The following is a 17,090-nucleotide window of genomic DNA, read 5'->3' as shown; positions in this document are numbered from 1 at the left end:
AATGATTAAAGAAATACAGGAAACTACTAAATACCTGAAGGAAAAAGGATTTGAAAACCCTGAAATTGGAATAATCCTGGGCACCGGTTTAGGTCAGCTCTTAGACGAGATAAAAATAGAAATTGAGGTTAGTTACAATCATATTCCGCATTTTCCAACCGCAACGGTAGAATTCCATAAAGGGAAATTAATTTTTGGAGAACTGGAAGGAAAAAAAGTGATGGTCATGCAGGGGCGTTTCCATATGTATGAAGGCTACACGATGCAAGATGTTACTTTTCCTGTGCGCATTATGCACCAGCTTGGTATTAAAAAACTACTTGTTTCTAATGCTTCCGGATCGGTAAATTTGAAGTTCAAAAAAGGTGAACTTATGCTAATTGACGATCATATTAATTTGCTGGGAGATTCTCCTTTAGCCTTTAAAGGAGTTTCACAAATGGGCGAACGTTTTGTGGATATGAGTGCGCCTTACGATGCTGAAATGAATAAAGCATTTGAAATTATCGCTAAAAATGAAAGAATTACACTGCACAAAGGAGTCTACGCAGCACTTTTAGGTCCGCAATTAGAAACCCGTGCCGAATATAGAATGTTGCAGGTCTTGGGAGCAGATGCTGTGGGAATGAGTACCGTACCCGAAATTATTGTGGCCAATCATCTAAAACTACCGGTTTCGGCTATTTCTGTAATTACAGATGAAGGCGACCCAGATAACCTAGAACCGGTAAATATTAATGAAATTATTGCAATGGCCGAAAAAGCAGAACCAAATATGATTAAGCTTTTTAAGGAAGTAATAAAATCTGTTTAAGAACAGTTGCTTTGAACAAATTCAAAAGAAAAAATAAGAAATAATAACTTAATTTCGAAGAAGGCCCTGGAGCTTTTAAATCTCGATTATCGAGCACGTATGGAACATATTGTTATTATAGGAAATGGGATTGCAGGAATTACCTGTGCGCGGCATATCAGGAAAAATTCCGATGCGAAAATTACCGTAATTTCTGCGGAAAGCGATTATTTCTTTTCCCGTACCGCATTGATGTATGTGTATATGGGGCATATGAAATGGAATCACCTAAAACCTTATGAAGACTGGTTTTGGGAGAAAAATAGAATTGAACTAAAAAAAGCCTGGGTTGAGACCATATATTTTGAAGAAAAAACATTGCATTTTTCTTCGGATGAAACAATGAAATACGATAAGCTGGTTTTGGCAACGGGTTCAGTTTATAATAAATTTGGTTGGGAAGGACAGGATTTAGAGGGTGTGCAGGGCTTGGTTTCTAAACAGGATCTGGAGCTGCTGGAGAAAAACACCAAAAACTGTAAAAAAGCGGTAATAATTGGCGGCGGACTTATTGGCGTGGAACTCGCCGAGATGCTCAAAACCCGAAATATTGAAGTCACTTTCCTGATTCGGGAAGAAGCTTTTTGGCATAATGTATTACCAATCCAGGATGCTAAAATGATCTCGGAACATATTAAATCTCACGGTGTAGACCTTAGAGAGAAAACAGAACTGGATAAGATCGTTGCTAATGAAAATGGAAGAGTTAAATCTATAATAACAAATTCCGGAGAAGAAATTGAATGCCAATTAGTGGGACTTTGCACCGGCGTTAAACCCAATATAGATTTTCTTAAACATTCAGCTTTAGAAACCGATAAAGGAATTTTGGTAGATGAATTTCTACAAACCAATATCAAAGATGTTTACGCTATTGGCGATTGTTCACAATTAAAGCAGCCTTTATCTCATCGCAAACCCATTGAAGCAGTTTGGTATGCCGGCCGTATGATGGGTGAAACCCTGGCACAAACCTTAACATTAACAGGCAATGAAATACCCTACAAACCCGGAAACTGGTTTAATTCGGCTAAATTCTTTGATATTGAATATCAAACTTACGGCAATGTTTCAGCAAAACCGGGCGATAACGAAATGCATTTTCACTGGCAGCATAAAGATAATACCAAAGCTATTACGATCGCCTTTGATGCAAATTCCAATAAATTCCTTGGAATAAACACCTTCGGAATTAGGATGCGTCATTCAGTTTTCGATCAATGGCTGAGCGAAAATCGAAAAATAGATCACGTTTTGGCTAATCTAAAACAAGCTAATTTCGATCCCGAATTTTATACTCATTACGAGAAAGACATTTTTAAAAGTTTTAAAGAGAATCTACAGAAAGCATGAGCAAAATAGAACATAACATGTCTCTCACGGCAGAAGCACCGGCAAAACTTTCTACTACGCAAAGACTAGCCAGTGGCATAGGTTTAGTTGGCCTTTTTATCTTAGTGCTTGCAGTTGCGAACGTGAATTTTCCCAATAAAACTTTATTCTTAACTTTATCTTTAGGGCTTATCGCAGCCGGTACCATAATTTTTGCCAACGATCTCTATTTAGGAAAACACGAAGGCATAAAAAACGACGGAGTTTGGTTTAAATCGCTTAGCGGGCGCGGTTTTTGGGCCTGGATCCTTGGCATTAGCCTTACCCTTTTTTATGTGGTTTTGTATTGGTATCCACAATATTTAGGATTAAATGCTGACGGAGCCAATACCGGTATCATCTCACTTTTTGATCCATTAAGTCAATTCATTAGCGGAAATCCTGCCAGTCAATGGTTTGTTTACGGTACGCTTTACACGCTGGCAATCCTTATTTTCGGCTATAAATTTATTCTCAAATATCGCAATAATCGCTACGAGGTAATTCGCACTTTTTCGGTGATGTTCTTTCAGTTGGGTTTCGCGTTTATACTTCCCGAAATTTTAATTCGCCTAAACCAACCTTACTATAATCCTGCCAATATATGGCCGCTTAACTACGATTTGTTTACCGATTATAAGATCAACGAATTCCTTTCGGCAGGCAATATTGGAGTTATTATGCTAGCTTTTGGTTTGATTTCCATTTTTGTAATCACTCCAATTTTAACTTATAAATACGGTAAACGTTGGTATTGCAGCTGGGTTTGTGGCTGTGGCGGCCTCGCGGAGACCGCCGGCGATCCTTACCGCCAGCTTTCGAATAAATCACAATATGCGTGGAAAATTGAACGCTGGGTAATTCATAGCGTTTTGGTTTTTGTTACCGTAATGACCATCGCGGTTTTATACTCATTTTTAGGCGACAGTGCCAATGATTTCTGGCTTACCAAAGATGTTTTTCTTTGGGGTGCGGCCGGATTTCTCACCTTCCTTTTTGCCGTAATTATGATTTTTAAGCGTAAAGAATTGGCGAAAGATGCTAAATATGGTGCGATTGGTTATTTAGTAGTGATTTTATCAATTATCAGTATCAATTATTTCAGCGGAAATGGGAATATCTTTTTCTTCGGCGGTTATCAACTTAGGGAATGGTACGGTTTCTTAATTGGCGCCGCATTTTCAGGAGTTATTGGCGTAGGTTTTTATCCAATTTTTGGAAGCCGAGTTTGGTGCCGTTACGGTTGCCCAATGGCGGCGATTTTAGGAATGCAGCAACGTCTTTTTTCAAGGTTTAGAATTACTACCAATGGCGGACAGTGCATTTCCTGCGGAAATTGCTCTACCTATTGCGAAATGGGAATTGATGTTCGCGCTTATGCTCAAAAAGGAGAAAATATCGTGCGCTCCAGTTGTGTTGGCTGCGGAATTTGCTCGGCAGTTTGCCCAAGAGGCGTTTTAAAACTTGAAAATGACGATATGGGCGGACGCATAAATTCTGAAGAAGTGCTGTTGGGAAATGATGTAGATCTAATAGATTTAGTAAACCAGAAATCGAAGTAAATGCCGCAAAAAAATCAGGAATCAGAGAGTAAAACCCTTACCAATGATTCAGAAAAATATTCTGCTAATGATAAAAAATTTCATGATATAAAAACCTCTGTAGGGATTAAGGTTATTATTCCGGCTTATAACGAAGAAGAGTCCATAGCTAAAGTCATTGCAGAAATTCCTGAAATTGTTCAGGAAATAATTGTAGTAAGCAACAATTCTACTGATGCTACCGAAGAAAATGCTAAAAACGCCGGTGCCACGGTACTACAGGAGAAGCAAAAAGGTTACGGCTATGCCTGTTTAAAGGGAATGGATTATATTTCAAAACAAGAAAACCAACCCGATATTATTGTTTTCCTCGATGGCGATTACAGCGATTTCCCGGGCGAATTAACTAAAATTGTGGCCCCAATTATTAAGGAAAATAAAGACGTTGTTATTGGCTCCAGGGTAAGAAGATGGCGGGAAAAAGGTTCAATGACCTTTCCGCAGATATTTGGAAACTGGCTGGCCACTTCGCTAATGAAATTATTTTTCAATGCCCACTTTACCGATCTGGGTCCTTTTAGAGCCATCAAATACAATAAGTTGCTTCAACTTGAAATGCAGGACAAAACTTACGGCTGGACGGTAGAAATGCAATTAAAAGCCTTAAAAAAAGGATTTTCTTACACTGAAGTTCCCGTACATTACAAAAACAGGATTGGCACTTCTAAAGTTTCGGGAACTTTGAAAGGTTCTATCTTTGCAGGAGTAAAAATCCTGGGTTGGATCTTTAAATATAGTTTTAAGTAATGGATTTAGCCATTATCATTATATACACGCTTGCCCTGCTGCTTATTTTCTTCTATAGTATCTCGCAGTTGCATTTGTTATTGAATTACCTGAAAGCCAAAAAACAGATAGATGCTTCGGAAAAATTTGATTTAAAAAATCCTGCGGAAACACCTTTCGTCACTATCCAGCTCCCACTCTACAACGAACTTTATGTAGTGGAACGTTTGCTGAAAAATATTGCGAAAATTGATTATCCTCGTGAAAAATTAGAGATCCAGGTTTTAGACGATTCCACCGATGAATCAGTTGAGAAAATTAAAACCCTGGTAGAGCAACTTCAAACAACCGGACTCGACATCCAACATATTACCCGAAAAGACCGAAGCGGATTTAAAGCCGGTGCTTTAAAAGAAGGTTTAAAAATCGCAAAAGGAGAATTTATCGCGATTTTCGATTCCGATTTTATGCCTAAAAAAGATTGGTTGCTACAAACAGTGCCATATTTCAAAGATCCTGAAATTGGGGTGGTGCAAACTCGGTGGGGACATATTAATCGGGACTATTCCTTGCTCACAAAAATTCAGGCTTTTGCTTTAGATTTTCATTTTATCCTGGAACAAACCGGAAGGAATTTTGGACGGCATTTTATCAACTTTAACGGGACAGCAGGAATATGGAGGAAGGAATGCATTTTAGACGCGGGAAATTGGAGCGGAGACACCTTAACCGAAGACCTTGACTTAAGTTACCGCGCACAGCTTAAGAACTGGAAATTTAAGTACCTGGAAGATGTGGAAACTCCAGCCGAATTGCCAGTGGCGATAAGCGCGGCGCGTTCGCAACAATTTCGCTGGAATAAAGGTGCTGCAGAGAATTTTAAAAAAAACTTCAAGAAGTTACTTAAAGACAAATCGGTACCTTTTGGCACTAAGTTTCACGCATTCTTCCATCTTCTAAATTCCAGTATGTTTTTAATCATCCTGGTGTTGGCGGTTTTAAGTATTCCGGTATTATTTATTAAAAACAACAATCCGCAGTTTGGCTGGTATTTTAATTTGGTGGCTTTCTTTTTAGTAAGTACCGTGATTTTCTTTCTTTGTTATTACGCGGCTTATGTGAAGATTCACGGAAAAAGCTTTAAAAGCTTTTTGAAGTTTATAGGCATGTTTTTTACTTTCTTTTCGGTAGCGATGGGATTTTCGGTTCATAATTCCCTGGCGGTTTTGGAAGGTCATCTGGGGAAAAAATCGGCTTTTATTAGAACTCCAAAATTCAATGTAAGTTCCCTAAACGATTCCTGGAAAAAGAATATTTATATTCAGCAGAAATTTTCCTTAAGCATTGGGGTTGAATTTGCTTTATGGCTGTATTTTGGTTTCGGACTCTATAGCGCTTTTATGCTGAACGATTTTAGCCTCGCCATTTTCCACTTGATGCTGTTTATAGGCTTTGGGTTTGTTGTTTTTAGATCGGTTAGGGTTTAAATTCAGGCTTGTTACCGTCGTCACCCTGAATTTATTTCAGGGTCTAAGAAGTGGATCAGTTCATGTTAGATCCTGAAACGAATTCAGGATGACGAAGTATATATATGGATACAAATAGACCTCACAGGTTTTAAAAACCTGTGAGGTTTCAATCAAAAATTGTGTTAGATTTCTTTAAAAATCATAAGTTTTCCTTTCTCCTAATCTTAACAGGAATTGCTTTTTATTGGTCTTTCGCTTACGATCTAAACCGCACTGATTTCACAAAACTGATCAGTCTTTATACCGGTTTATTTTTTATCAGTTTTAAGCTTCTTCAATTAGAAAAAAACAATTTCTGGTTGTTAGCTGGAATTGCAGTTTTATTCCGACTCGTTTTTATTGTGGCCACGCCAAACCTTTCGCAAGATTTTTACCGTTTTATCTGGGATGGAAAATTGATTCTGGACGGAATAAATCCTTATTTATCGGTGCCGAATGATTTAAAAGAGATTTCAACTTCTCTCGAATTCACACAGCAAAAACTAATACAGGGAATGGGAAGTTTAAGTGCGGGAAACTACACCAGTTATCCGCCGGTAAATCAACTGCTGTTTGCAATTTCAGCATTTTTAGGAGGAAAGAGTATTTTGGGTTCTGTGATCACGATGCGATTTTTTCTCATTTTAGCCGATCTGGGCACGCTATATTTCGGCCGAAAATTACTGCTGAAATTAAAACTACCCACTCACAAGGTCTTCTGGTTTATTTTGAATCCTTTTATAATCATAGAACTCACCGGAAATCTTCATTTTGAAGGCGCAATGCTGTTCTTCTTAACCTGGTCTATTTATTTATTACATCAGAAAAAATGGATTTGGAGTGCGGTACTACTTGGAATATCAGTTTCGGTAAAATTGTTGCCACTATTGTTCTTACCGCTTTTATGGAATTATTTCTTAAAGAAAAGAAACTTTAAAAACCTACCCGACAATGCACTGATTAGAAACAAAATAAGACAAGTTAGGGAGCTAAATTTTCAGCAGTTATTGATATATTATCTAATTGCGGGAACCACTATTTTAATTAGTTTTCTACCTTTTCTTTCTTCGGAATTTATCTCCAATTTTTCAGCAAGTATTGCGCTATGGTTTCAGAAATTCGAGTTTAATGCGGGTATTTATTATATAATTAGATGGATTGGATTTCAGCTAAAAGGCTACAATATTATTGGCACAGCCGGGAAAATCCTACCTCTAATTGTAATTTTAATTCTAGCAGGACTGGCCTTTTTCAGAAGAAATAATTCAACCCAAAAGCTAATTGGCACTATGCTGCTGGGAGTCTCGGTTTACTTTTTTCTTTCAACAACCGTACATCCCTGGTATATTGCCACCCCACTTTTGCTTTCGGTTTTTACCAAATTCAGGTTTGCACTGGTATGGTCGTTTTTGGTAATGCTAAGTTATTCGGCTTATACCATTAACGGATTCCAGGAAAATTACTGGTTAATTGCGGTTGAATATATTCTTGTTATAGGAATCTTCCTAATAGAAATTTTTAAACCGAAATTACTCACCAGACTTCCGTATTATAAATAAATTCCTGATATAAACAATTCCCCCAAAAAAGTGGGCGGCAATTAAAACCGGGTCATCCCGAAAAATGCCGTAAGTAAAAATAAGAATTGATCCCACGAGGCTTATAATCCAGAATTTAAGCGGTAAATCTGACTCCTGGTTTCTTTCGGCATGAATCCATTGATAAATAAAACGCGCAGTATAAATAAGTTGCCCCACAATTCCAAGAGCAATAAGCCATATAGAAATATTGTCGCCTTTAATAAGATCTTCCCAGTCTAACTGCCCAAATAAGCCGATATATAATGCGATTAGAATTGGCAAAACAATGACATAAACCTTGAACATTATGCCAGATTCTCCCCATTTACCCTGTAACTGAAGGTTTCTAAAATAACCGCCATACACCAGGAATTGTCCTAGCATAATAGCCATATCGTCTCGAAGATACCCGTAGATAAAAAGTAAAACAGCACCCTGCAGGCTCAGCTTCCAAAATAGCGTTGGTGTTTCAATTTTTTTGTTTTTCTCTGATTTTATCCACTGCATTATTAATCTTGCAGAAAATAAAAGCTGGGCTAAAAAACCAATGGCATATACTATCCAACTACTACTCATATCTTCATCTCAACTTAACTAAAAAATGGCACAAAAAAAGCTGTTCAATAATACATTAAATGCATTTCTGAACAGCTTTAAAGTCTAATAATAATTTGTTAATTACATATCTAACAAATAAGCAAAGATTAAGGGCGCAACAATGGTTGCATCACTTTCTATAATATGTTTTGGAGTGTTTATATCTAGTTTTCCCCAGGTAATTTTCTCGTTAGGAACCGCTCCCGAATAAGAACCGTAACTGGTAGTTGAATCTGAAATCTGGCAGAAATAGCTCCAAAAAGGAGTATCGGTTCTTTCCATATCCTGGTACAACATTGGCACCACGCAAATTGGGAAATCGCCCGCAATACCACCACCAATTTGGAAGAAACCAATTCCCTCTTTAGAATTGTTGGTGTACCAATCGGCAAGAAAAGTCATATACTCAATTCCCGACTTCATGGTGCTGGCTTTTAATTCACCTTTTAGCACATAGGAAGCAAAAATATTACCAAGCGTACTATCTTCCCAACCGGGAACAACCATTGGTAAATTCTTTTCGGCTGCGGCATACATCCATGAATCTTTAAGATCTATTTCGTAATGCTCTTCCAAAACCCCCGAAAGTAATAACTTATACAGAAATTCATGCGGAAAATAACGTTCGCCACTAGCCTCAGCATCTTTCCAAATCTTTACAATATGCTTCTGAATTCTTCTAAAAGCTTCTTCTTCCGGAATACAGGTATCGGTTACCCGGTTAAGCCCTTTTTCAAGTAAATCCCATTCATCCTGAGCGGTTAAATCACGATAATGTGGTACTCTTTTATAATGAGAATGAGCCACCAAATTCATTACATCTTCTTCAAGGTTTGCACCGGTACAGGAAACAATATGCACCTTATCTTTCCGAATCATTTCGGCAAAAATCTTACCTAATTCAGCAGTACTCATAGCTCCTGCAAGGGAAACCAACATTTTTGAGCCGCCTTCAAGTTGCTTTTCGTAATCTTTTGCAGCATCTACAAGTGCTGCGGAATTAAAATGTAAATAATATTTTTCTATAAATTGGGAAATCGCTCCTTTACTCATCTTCGTCTTCTTCGTTATAATTTTGGTATTTGAATTTGTAGCTCAGCATTTTGTAATACAACTTGGCCGCAAGAAAATCTGATGATTTTTCATTCTCATTTGGGCAAAGTTCTACAATGTCAAAACCTACAACATTTTTCTTTTTAAACATCATTTTTAGGAATTCCAGCGTCTCGTACCAGAAAAGGCCTCCTGGCTCCGGCGTGCCGGTAGAGGGTAAAATAGAAGGATCAAATGCATCTAAATCTATAGTGATAAATACATTTGGCGTCATTTGTCCAATAGCATCATCCTGCCAGTCTTCATAAAGATCGTGAGCAAAATACACCTGGTTTTCATCCATATGTTCTACTTCAGAAACATCCATAGAACGAATTCCAACCTGCAATAAATTTGTCTTTTTACTAGCCTCGTGCAATGCGCAGGCGTGATTACAAGTAGAACCTTCATATTCTGGTCTAAGATCGGCATGAGCATCTAATTGCACCACGGTAAGATCTTCAAAACTTTCATTAAAAGCTCTAATAGTCCCGATAGACACTGAATGTTCTCCTCCAAAAATAGTAACAAACTTCTCCTGCTTTATGTAGTTTTTTACCGTTTTATATACGGTATCTACCATTTTCTCGGGTGAAGAATCTTCGGTTACTGCAGGTGCCAGATAAATTCCTTTTTTATAGACTTCAGATTTTGTTTCAATATCATAAAGTTCCATATTCTCTGAAGCTTCTAAAAATGCGTCAGGGCCCTTATCTGCTCCTTTTTGCCAGCTACTGGTTCCATCGTACGGCACCGGTATTAATACCACTTTCGCGTCGTCTATTCGCGAGTATTTATCTGGTATTCCGGCGTAATTCTTTTTACTCATTGTAATGCTAAATTGGTTGTTGTTGGTTATATAAATTTATAAAAAATTAATTGCTTCCATTATAACCCAGAATTTTAAGCATATCCTCGGCATTTTGTTCAGGGCTAAATAAACTGGTTTTTATATTTCCATCTTGGTCTTTATCGATAAGAAGATGTTTTGGCTGCGGAATTAAACAGTGGTGCAAACCACCGTGACCTCCGATAGTTTCTTGGTAAGCCCCGGTATTAAAAAAGCCGATATAAAGTGGTTTTTCCTTTTTATACTTAGGAAGATAAATGGCGTTTACGTTCTGCTCTGAATTATAATAATCGTCACTGTCGCAAGTTAATCCTCCAAGTAAAACACGTTCATATTCATCATTCCAACGGTTTACCGGCAACATCACAAACTTTTTGCTTATGGCCCAGGTATCTGGTAGAGTAGTGATAAATGAAGAATTGATCATATTCCATTTCTCACGATCGTTTTGTTGTTTTTGATACAAAATCTCGTAAATAGCACCACCGCTTTCTCCTACGGTAAAACTTCCAAATTCGGTAAAAATATTAGGGACATCAACTTCAGCTTCCTCGCAATATAATTTGATTTGATTAATAATCTCGTCTACCATATAGGCGTAATCGTACTCAAAGTGAAGTGAATTTTTTACCGGGAACCCTCCACCAATATTTAGGCTGTCCAGCTCTGGACAAACTTTTTTCAGGTTTACATAAACGCGTAAACATTTCTGTAATTCGTTCCAATAATAGGCTGTATCACGAATACCCGTATTAATAAAGAAATGGAGCATTTTTAGAGAAACCTGGTAGTTTTCCTTTATTTGCTTATTATAAAAAGGTACAATATTCTTATAACCTATTCCCAACCTGGAAGTATAGAACTCAAATTTTGGCTCTTCTTCTGAAGCAATCCTGATTCCGATAGGAAATTTACCGTTAATCTTTTCAGACAAAAGGTCTATTTCTTCGTAATTATCGATAATTGGAATACAGTTCTTATGACCATCATTTAACAGTCTGGAAATATTTTCTACGTATTGATCGCGCTTAAACCCATTACACAGCACGTAAGTATCATTGGTAATTTTACCAGATTTTTTAAGCTGCTCCACAATATTAATATCAAAAGCCGAAGAGGTTTCAATATGAATATCGTTTTTTAAAGCTTCGTTTAATACGTGCTGAAAATGTGAACTCTTGGTACAATAACAATAATTATAACTTCCTTTATAATCGTGTTTTGCCATAGCATCTGCAAACCACTTTTTGGCCCGACCAATATTTTCTGAAATTTTGGGCAAATAAGTGAATTTTAATGGAGCACCATATTCCTTTACAAGCTCCATTAAATCTATGTTATGGAATTTTAATTCGGTGCCTTCCAAAGTGAATTCTTCCTGTGGAAAATAATAAGTCTGGTCTATTAAATCGCTGTATTTCGTATTCAATTGATTGGTTTATATATTAAAGGTAAAAATTTAGGCATTAATTTTTCGCATCAAAAGAAATGACTGGTAAATTAATGTTAAGAAAGTGAGTTGAATTAATTGATTTGAAGCCTGAAAGGGTTTCAGAAAAAATAAAATTAAAGAGCGGAGAGCGCTCACATTTGTTTAGGTTATAAAATCCTGTCAATTAATTGTATGCATTAAAGTTTTTAAATAAAAAACCGGAAAAGGAAAATCCTAATCCGGTTCAAAAATATTAAAAAACTTAATACGGAATCACTTTTTTTAAAGCATTCCTAAATTTATAACTTCCTGATCTGTAAGCCTTCTAAATCGGCCTCTTGGTAGGTCTTTTTTTGTTAGTCCGCCAAAAACTACACGATCCAGTTTTTCTACTTCATAACCCTGACTTTTAAAAAGTCGTTGAATAATATGGTTTTTTGTACTGTTGGTTTCTATCCCAACTTCGTTCTTTGGTCTCTCAGCAATATAACTAATATCCTGAATGTTTACTTTCCCGTCTTCCAGGATCACACCGTTCCTAATTTTCTCTAAGTGTTCTACAGAAAGTGGTTTGGTTAGATTTACCTGGTAAATTTGTCTAATTCCATTTCTTGGCTTACCAAGTCTTTTAGCTAGAGTACCATCGTTAGTAAAAACCAATAATCCCATGGCCTGGGTATCTAATTTCCCTACAGGATCAAGCTTTGCTTTGGTAGCTTTAGCCATAATATCCATTACGGTTTTCCCTCCTTTTTCGGTACTGCCGGTAACATACACTCCTTTTGGCTTATTAAGCACAAAATATTCAGGCTTATCTGGATTCACGCTTCTTCCATCAAACTTCACCTCATCGGTTGGGGCTACCTTAAAGCCCATTTCGGTCACCACTTTTCCATTAACGGTTACATTTCCGGCAGAAATAAAGATATCGGCATCACGGCGGGAACAAATTCCGGCGTTTGCAATATATTTATTTAAACGAATTCCATCGGTTTTGGAAGGGGTTTTAGGAGCGGACTGCTGCTTTTTTATAGGCGCATTGCCGCGGGCCATAGACTTTTTAGAGTTTCCACCACCCTGTCTTCCGCTAACTTTTCCACCTTTAGATTTATCGTTTCTACTCATATCGCTAATTTTTTGCAAAGGTACTCTATTGATTTATAGTGGCATTCTATTTCGCCTAAAGATTTTACACCATATTTTGATTAAAAACCAGCAGATTAATAATCTACCCGATCGCCCTTAGCCTCCCATTTTTGAAAAATCGGAAGTCCTTCTTCTCGCATTAAATTTTCAAAAGGAATTTTACGATCGTCCATTTTCAGTGCAATTTCATCGTAAATAAACTGGTCGTCAAAACCTATTTTAGCTGCATCTTCCCTGGTTAGCGCGTAATAAACTTTCTTAGGGCGCGCCCAGTAGATTGCTCCCAAACACATGGGGCAAGGCTCGCAGGAAGTATATAAAATACAATTTTCTAATTGAAAATCCTGCAATTTTTCACAGGCTTTTCTAATCGCAACGACTTCTGCATGTGCTGTAGGATCGTTACTGGCTGTAACTTTATTGTTAGCTTCAGCTATAATTTCGCCATCTTTTACAATTACGGCTCCAAAAGGACCGCCCTGGCCTTTATCCATTCCTTCTTCGGCTAATTGAATAGCTCTTTTCAGAAAATAGCTATGATCTTTTTTCATATAAATTTTTGAATAAAATGATTAGAATACTCTGTTGAGCACTTCTTGAATATCTATAAGCAGAATGCTGAAAACACCTACTACAATTATTAATTTAAGAATATTATGGAGCAATAAATATTGCCATTTTGCCTTGCTGAAATAAAGAAACAACAGGAAAAACACGAGTAACAGCAGCGATACATAGAAATAGTAATTCATATAGCCAGTATCATACCGCGTGATTAAAAGCAAAATGGGAACAATAGCCAAAACACATAAGACTGAAAGAAATAGCTTACTAAGTCGTTCACCATAAACTACCGGGATGGTCTGGTAATTTTGAATTAAATCGCCTTTCATATTTTCCAAATCTTTCACTAATTCACGCATCACAATCATTAAATAAAGGAAAGTCGCGTGGATAAAAATTACAGTTTCAAAATTCTTATAGTACACAAACACCACAAAAAATGGTGTAATGGTTAAAATGGAAGCAACAAGATTCCCCAGGAACAATATTCGCTTTAAACGATGGGAATACAACCAAATCGCAAAAATGTAGATTGAAAAGAAAACTACCGCTCTAAAAGAAACATAACTCGCGAAGAAAATAGCAAGCAAATTAAGTATGAAATAGCCTGAAAGTTTTGTACGCTGACTTACAAACCGGTCTAACATTGTTTTTTTAGGCCTGTTAATAAGGTCTTTTTCGCTATCGTAGAAATTATTGATAATATATCCGGAAGCGATTACCGTTGCTGAAGAAAGGATGAGAAAAAATAAATTATCGTCAAAAAGAATTTCACGTAAAGGCAGCTCTGGCGCTAAAATAAATGCCGAAGTAAGATATTGTGCTACGATGAGCACAAGGATATTATAACCACGAACCACCGAAAACAAACTAAGCATTTTCAGCAATAAGCGCTTATTAGAAGAGGACGCCATGAAGGGTGAAATTTAGAAGTTATAAACCACTTCTAATTTGTAATCTTTAAGAGCTTTTCTGGCTTTTTCAATATCTTCAGTAAAACCTAAAATATAGCCACCACCACCAGAACCACAAAGTTTCAGGTAGTAATCGTTGGTATCAATTCCGTGTTTCCATAGTTTATGAAATTGGGCAGGAATCATTGGTTTAAAATTGTCCAGCACAACGTGAGAAAGCCTTTTTACGTTACTGAATAAGGATTTCACGTCCCCTTTAAGAAAATCGTCTACACAGGCATCGGTATGTTTTACAAATTGCTCTTTAAGCATTTGACGGAAACCTTCCTGTTTCATATTTTCCATAAAAATCCCAACCATAGGGCCGGTTTCACCAGTGCTCCCGCTGTCTAATAAAAATACCGCACCCTGGCCATTTTCCGTTTGAGATGGAATACCGGCGGGCTCAATATTATCTTTAGAATTTATAAGAATTGGTATACTTAAATAACTATTAAGCGGATCTAAACCTGAAGATTTTCCGTGGAAAAAAGATTCCATTTCTCCGAAAACTTTTTTCAGTTTTAATAATTTCTCCCGGGTAAGATTTTCTAAAACAGTAATTTTCCCGGTTGCGTATTTATCGTAAATAGCAGCAACTAAAGCACCACTACTTCCCACACCATACCCTTGCGGAATAGTAGAATCAAAATACATGCCTTTTTCAATATCTGCATTTAAAGCAGTTATATCAAATTGCACAAGCTCTGGATTGTTTTTCTGAAGTTCGTTAAGATAATCGGCAAAACGGCGTAAACTTTTATTAGAAGCAATAGCTGCTTCAGAAGGATCTTCATCTACTTTTAAAGCTCCATTATAAAAATTATAAGGAATGGATAAACCTTTGGAATCTTTGATAATTCCATATTCTCCGAAAAGAAGAATTTTTGAATAAAATAAAGGTCCTTTCATATTCTAATGTTTTAATTCAATGGAAGCTTTGATTTTAGCCTTCACTTAAACTTGCAATTTCTTTACAATAATTATTCATTATTGTGGTAACCAGATAGTGTTGCTGCTTTTTTTCAAAAAACACATACCAGGTTGTACGCTTATTAGGTTTATAAAAAATATAATAAGTACCTAAGAAACGTAAGTTTTCCGGAGTGATTTTATGCGGAAAACTGTCTATTTTCGTTGTAACAAAATCAACAATTTTATCAACATAATTTTGTGCATTTTCTTTAAAAGAAAAATAGTCTTGCCTAAAAAGAGGATGCAAATAATTATCAAAATACTCTAAGGTGGATCTGGTAAAAATTACTTTTTCCACGGATATTCATTAATCCTTTTACGCATTTCTGCTTTAAATTCTTCGCCAGTCAAACCGTTCTCCCATTCCTTATCGAAATCGAATTCCTCATTCCTGTCCTTAATAGCCTTAATCTCATTAAGAACATTTTCATCTTCCAGGTCTTTCAACCAATCCAGCAGTTCGAATCTTTTAAAATCTACTTGCATAGCGAATGCTTTTAGCTAAAAATACGAATAATTATTAAACCCTGTTTTTTAGCTTATTGTATAGAAACAACTTTTTCTGCTCCCTTTCCTACAACATCGCAAATATACTGCCCTTTTTCACAATAGGCAACAAGCTCATTCTTAATGAATTCTAAAACTTTTGTTTTATTTGCCTCGGGATAAAGCACATGTACGTTAGCACCTGCGTCCAATGTGAAACAAATAGGCGTTTCGGTAGCTTCCCTAAACTCCCAGATTTTATTGATAATCTGTAATGTATTAGGCTTCATCAAAATAAAATAAGGATTGCTACTCATCATCATCGCGTGAAGTGTAAGCGCCTCACTTTCTACAATAGAAATAAACTTTTCTAAATTTCCGGAAGCAAAAACCTCTTTCAATTTGTCTAAATTTGAATGCGCCTGGGCAAAACGATTTTCAGCAAATGGATGGCCGTGCATTAAATTATGACCAACACTGCTGCTCACCTGTTTTTGGCCTTTGTCTACCAACAAAATAGTATCCTGGAAACTTTTAAAAACTTCATTAACTTCAAACGGATATTTTATTCCGAAGAGATCACTGCTTCCCGGGATATCTTTATGTTCTCCCCACTCAATTAATTCTCCTTCCAAACTACGGCAGGCGCTTCCTGAACCCAATCTTGCTAAGAATGAGGCTTTTTTATAAAAATATTCTTCATTATTAGTTTGTATAGCTTCTAATTCCTTTTCCAAACTCATTACGCAAAGCGCGAGAGCACTCATCCCACTGGCCGAAGATGCAATTCCGCTACTATGTGGAAAAGAATTTTCGGTATAAATCTTAAAGCTATATTCTTTTAAAAACGGGCAGTAAGTTTCAATTCTTTCAAAAAATTGTTGAATTTTCGGTTTAAAATCTTCCTTCTTTTTTCCTTCAAAATAAAGTTCAAAATCAAAAGATTCAGATTTTCCTGATTTCTTCTGAAATTCCAGTTTGGTAGTGGTTTTGCAATTATTCAAGGTAAAACTCACCGATGGATTTGCCGGAATCTGGTTTTCCTTTTTTCCCCAATATTTTACCAATGCGATATTGCTGGGAGATTGCCAGGTTACTTCTCCTTTCTCTATATTATTCGAAATTTGCTTGGAAATAAAATCCTTTTCAGGCATAATCAATATTTTAAAACTATGAATATTGGAGCTTAATAAACCAAATATCCCAAATTAAGAAGCAAAGATATGTTTTATGTTTTGGGAATTTTCTTTCCCGGTTCAAATAAATTTATATTTTAGTAGTTGAAAACTCACAAGCTTAGCGTCTGAAATAGTGATTTTTACACAATCTATTTCAGGAAACAAATGCTTGAGCGGT

The 17,090-nt window shown here is 36.5% G+C and carries 17 protein-coding genes; 6 read left to right on the top strand and 11 right to left on the bottom strand.

Annotated features, from left to right (window positions below; all coding sequences use genetic code 11):
• Position 1: 1 nt before the first annotated feature.
• The 6 genes from B4F31_RS11230 to B4F31_RS11205 all read left to right on the top strand — a co-directional run bounded on the left by B4F31_RS11230 (position 2) and on the right by B4F31_RS11205 (position 7,618).
• Positions 2–814, top strand: a complete 813-nt coding sequence (locus tag B4F31_RS11230; protein ID WP_093304989.1) for a purine-nucleoside phosphorylase — start codon at positions 2–4, stop codon at positions 812–814.
• 99 nt (positions 815–913) lie between these two features.
• A complete protein-coding gene (locus B4F31_RS11225; RefSeq protein ID WP_093304991.1) occupies positions 914–2,206 on the top strand; it encodes an NAD(P)/FAD-dependent oxidoreductase in 1,293 nt (430 codons plus the stop codon).
• The gene (locus B4F31_RS11220) at positions 2,203–3,786 is read left to right on the top strand and encodes a 4Fe-4S binding protein (protein ID WP_286761316.1); all 1,584 of its coding nucleotides are present in this window, start codon (positions 2,203–2,205) and stop codon (positions 3,784–3,786) included. The genes B4F31_RS11225 and B4F31_RS11220 overlap by 4 nt, the downstream gene beginning before the upstream one ends.
• Entirely contained in the window at positions 3,787–4,572 is a 786-nt protein-coding gene (locus B4F31_RS11215) for a glycosyltransferase family 2 protein (RefSeq protein WP_286761315.1), read from the top strand.
• The gene (locus tag B4F31_RS11210; protein ID WP_093304997.1) at positions 4,572–6,038 is read left to right on the top strand and encodes a cellulose synthase family protein; all 1,467 of its coding nucleotides are present in this window, start codon (positions 4,572–4,574) and stop codon (positions 6,036–6,038) included. Before B4F31_RS11215 ends, B4F31_RS11210 begins: the two co-directional genes overlap by 1 nt.
• A gap of 161 nt (positions 6,039–6,199) precedes the next feature.
• Positions 6,200–7,618, top strand: a complete 1,419-nt coding sequence (locus tag B4F31_RS11205; protein WP_286761314.1) for a mannosyltransferase — start codon at positions 6,200–6,202, stop codon at positions 7,616–7,618.
• On the opposite strand, the gene B4F31_RS11200 is transcribed toward B4F31_RS11205, so the two are convergent.
• From B4F31_RS11200 to mvaD, 11 genes are all read right to left on the bottom strand, one after another.
• Positions 7,589–8,215: a lipid-A-disaccharide synthase N-terminal domain-containing protein gene (locus B4F31_RS11200; RefSeq protein WP_075325712.1), complete on the bottom strand. Its 627-nt coding sequence runs from the start codon at positions 8,213–8,215 to the stop codon at positions 7,589–7,591. The two genes, B4F31_RS11205 and B4F31_RS11200, sit on opposite strands and share 30 nt — an antisense overlap.
• A gap of 102 nt (positions 8,216–8,317) precedes the next feature.
• Positions 8,318–9,289 (bottom strand): deoxyhypusine synthase family protein, encoded by a 972-nt coding sequence (locus B4F31_RS11195; protein WP_075325711.1) that lies wholly within the window; start codon positions 9,287–9,289, stop codon positions 8,318–8,320.
• On the bottom strand, positions 9,282–10,157 hold the full coding sequence (gene speB / locus B4F31_RS11190; protein ID WP_075325710.1) for an agmatinase: 876 nt from the start codon (positions 10,155–10,157) through the stop codon (positions 9,282–9,284). Before speB ends, B4F31_RS11195 begins: the two co-directional genes overlap by 8 nt.
• Positions 10,158–10,203: 46 nt before the next feature.
• Positions 10,204–11,607 (bottom strand): arginine decarboxylase, encoded by a 1,404-nt coding sequence (locus B4F31_RS11185; RefSeq protein ID WP_286761313.1) that lies wholly within the window; start codon positions 11,605–11,607, stop codon positions 10,204–10,206.
• A gap of 285 nt (positions 11,608–11,892) precedes the next feature.
• Positions 11,893–12,735, bottom strand: a complete 843-nt coding sequence (locus tag B4F31_RS11180; protein ID WP_075325708.1) for a pseudouridine synthase — start codon at positions 12,733–12,735, stop codon at positions 11,893–11,895.
• A 95-nt stretch (positions 12,736–12,830) separates the two neighbouring features.
• Positions 12,831–13,307: a nucleoside deaminase gene (locus tag B4F31_RS11175; protein WP_075325707.1), complete on the bottom strand. Its 477-nt coding sequence runs from the start codon at positions 13,305–13,307 to the stop codon at positions 12,831–12,833.
• Between the two features lie 21 nt (positions 13,308–13,328).
• Positions 13,329–14,234 carry a geranylgeranylglycerol-phosphate geranylgeranyltransferase gene (locus B4F31_RS11170; protein WP_075325706.1) on the bottom strand — a complete coding sequence of 302 codons (906 nt, stop codon included), beginning with the start codon at positions 14,232–14,234 and terminating at the stop codon, positions 13,329–13,331.
• Between the two features lie 12 nt (positions 14,235–14,246).
• Entirely contained in the window at positions 14,247–15,185 is a 939-nt protein-coding gene (locus B4F31_RS11165; RefSeq protein WP_075325705.1) for a mevalonate kinase family protein, read from the bottom strand.
• 34 nt (positions 15,186–15,219) lie between these two features.
• Positions 15,220–15,546: a hypothetical protein gene (locus tag B4F31_RS11160; RefSeq protein ID WP_075325704.1), complete on the bottom strand. Its 327-nt coding sequence runs from the start codon at positions 15,544–15,546 to the stop codon at positions 15,220–15,222.
• Positions 15,534–15,734, bottom strand: coding sequence for a hypothetical protein (locus B4F31_RS11155; RefSeq protein ID WP_075325703.1), 201 nt, complete (start codon positions 15,732–15,734; stop codon positions 15,534–15,536). The genes B4F31_RS11160 and B4F31_RS11155 overlap by 13 nt, the downstream gene beginning before the upstream one ends.
• A gap of 53 nt (positions 15,735–15,787) precedes the next feature.
• Positions 15,788–16,888, bottom strand: coding sequence for a diphosphomevalonate decarboxylase (gene mvaD, locus B4F31_RS11150; protein ID WP_075325702.1), 1,101 nt, complete (start codon positions 16,886–16,888; stop codon positions 15,788–15,790).
• Positions 16,889–17,090 lie beyond the last annotated feature (202 nt).

This window comes from Salegentibacter sp. UBA1130 (assembly GCF_002311535.1).
GTDB classification, from domain to species: Bacteria; Bacteroidota; Bacteroidia; order Flavobacteriales; family Flavobacteriaceae; genus Salegentibacter; species Salegentibacter agarivorans.
Note: the sequence above shows the minus strand (reverse complement) of the source record. Positions and strands in the feature narration are given on the sequence as shown.

Bases quoted from the DNA above. Each gene is read 5' to 3' on its own strand.
- B4F31_RS11230 (WP_093304989.1), top strand. From the start codon at position 2: ATGATTAAAGAAATACAGGAAACTACTAAATACCTGAAGGAAAAAGGA.
- B4F31_RS11225 (WP_093304991.1), top strand. From the start codon at position 914: ATGGAACATATTGTTATTATAGGAAATGGGATTGCAGGAATTACCTGT.
- B4F31_RS11220 (WP_286761316.1), top strand. From the start codon at position 2,203: ATGAGCAAAATAGAACATAACATGTCTCTCACGGCAGAAGCACCGGCA.
- B4F31_RS11215 (WP_286761315.1), top strand. From the start codon at position 3,787: ATGCCGCAAAAAAATCAGGAATCAGAGAGTAAAACCCTTACCAATGAT.
- B4F31_RS11210 (WP_093304997.1), top strand. From the start codon at position 4,572: ATGGATTTAGCCATTATCATTATATACACGCTTGCCCTGCTGCTTATT.
- B4F31_RS11200 (WP_075325712.1), bottom strand. From the start codon at position 8,215: ATGAGTAGTAGTTGGATAGTATATGCCATTGGTTTTTTAGCCCAGCTT.
- B4F31_RS11195 (WP_075325711.1), bottom strand. From the start codon at position 9,289: ATGAGTAAAGGAGCGATTTCCCAATTTATAGAAAAATATTATTTACAT.
- speB (WP_075325710.1), bottom strand. From the start codon at position 10,157: ATGAGTAAAAAGAATTACGCCGGAATACCAGATAAATACTCGCGAATA.
- B4F31_RS11180 (WP_075325708.1), bottom strand. From the start codon at position 12,735: ATGAGTAGAAACGATAAATCTAAAGGTGGAAAAGTTAGCGGAAGACAG.
- B4F31_RS11175 (WP_075325707.1), bottom strand. From the start codon at position 13,307: ATGAAAAAAGATCATAGCTATTTTCTGAAAAGAGCTATTCAATTAGCC.
- B4F31_RS11170 (WP_075325706.1), bottom strand. From the start codon at position 14,234: ATGGCGTCCTCTTCTAATAAGCGCTTATTGCTGAAAATGCTTAGTTTG.
- B4F31_RS11165 (WP_075325705.1), bottom strand. From the start codon at position 15,185: ATGAAAGGACCTTTATTTTATTCAAAAATTCTTCTTTTCGGAGAATAT.
- B4F31_RS11155 (WP_075325703.1), bottom strand. From the start codon at position 15,734: ATGCAAGTAGATTTTAAAAGATTCGAACTGCTGGATTGGTTGAAAGAC.
- mvaD (WP_075325702.1), bottom strand. From the start codon at position 16,888: ATGCCTGAAAAGGATTTTATTTCCAAGCAAATTTCGAATAATATAGAG.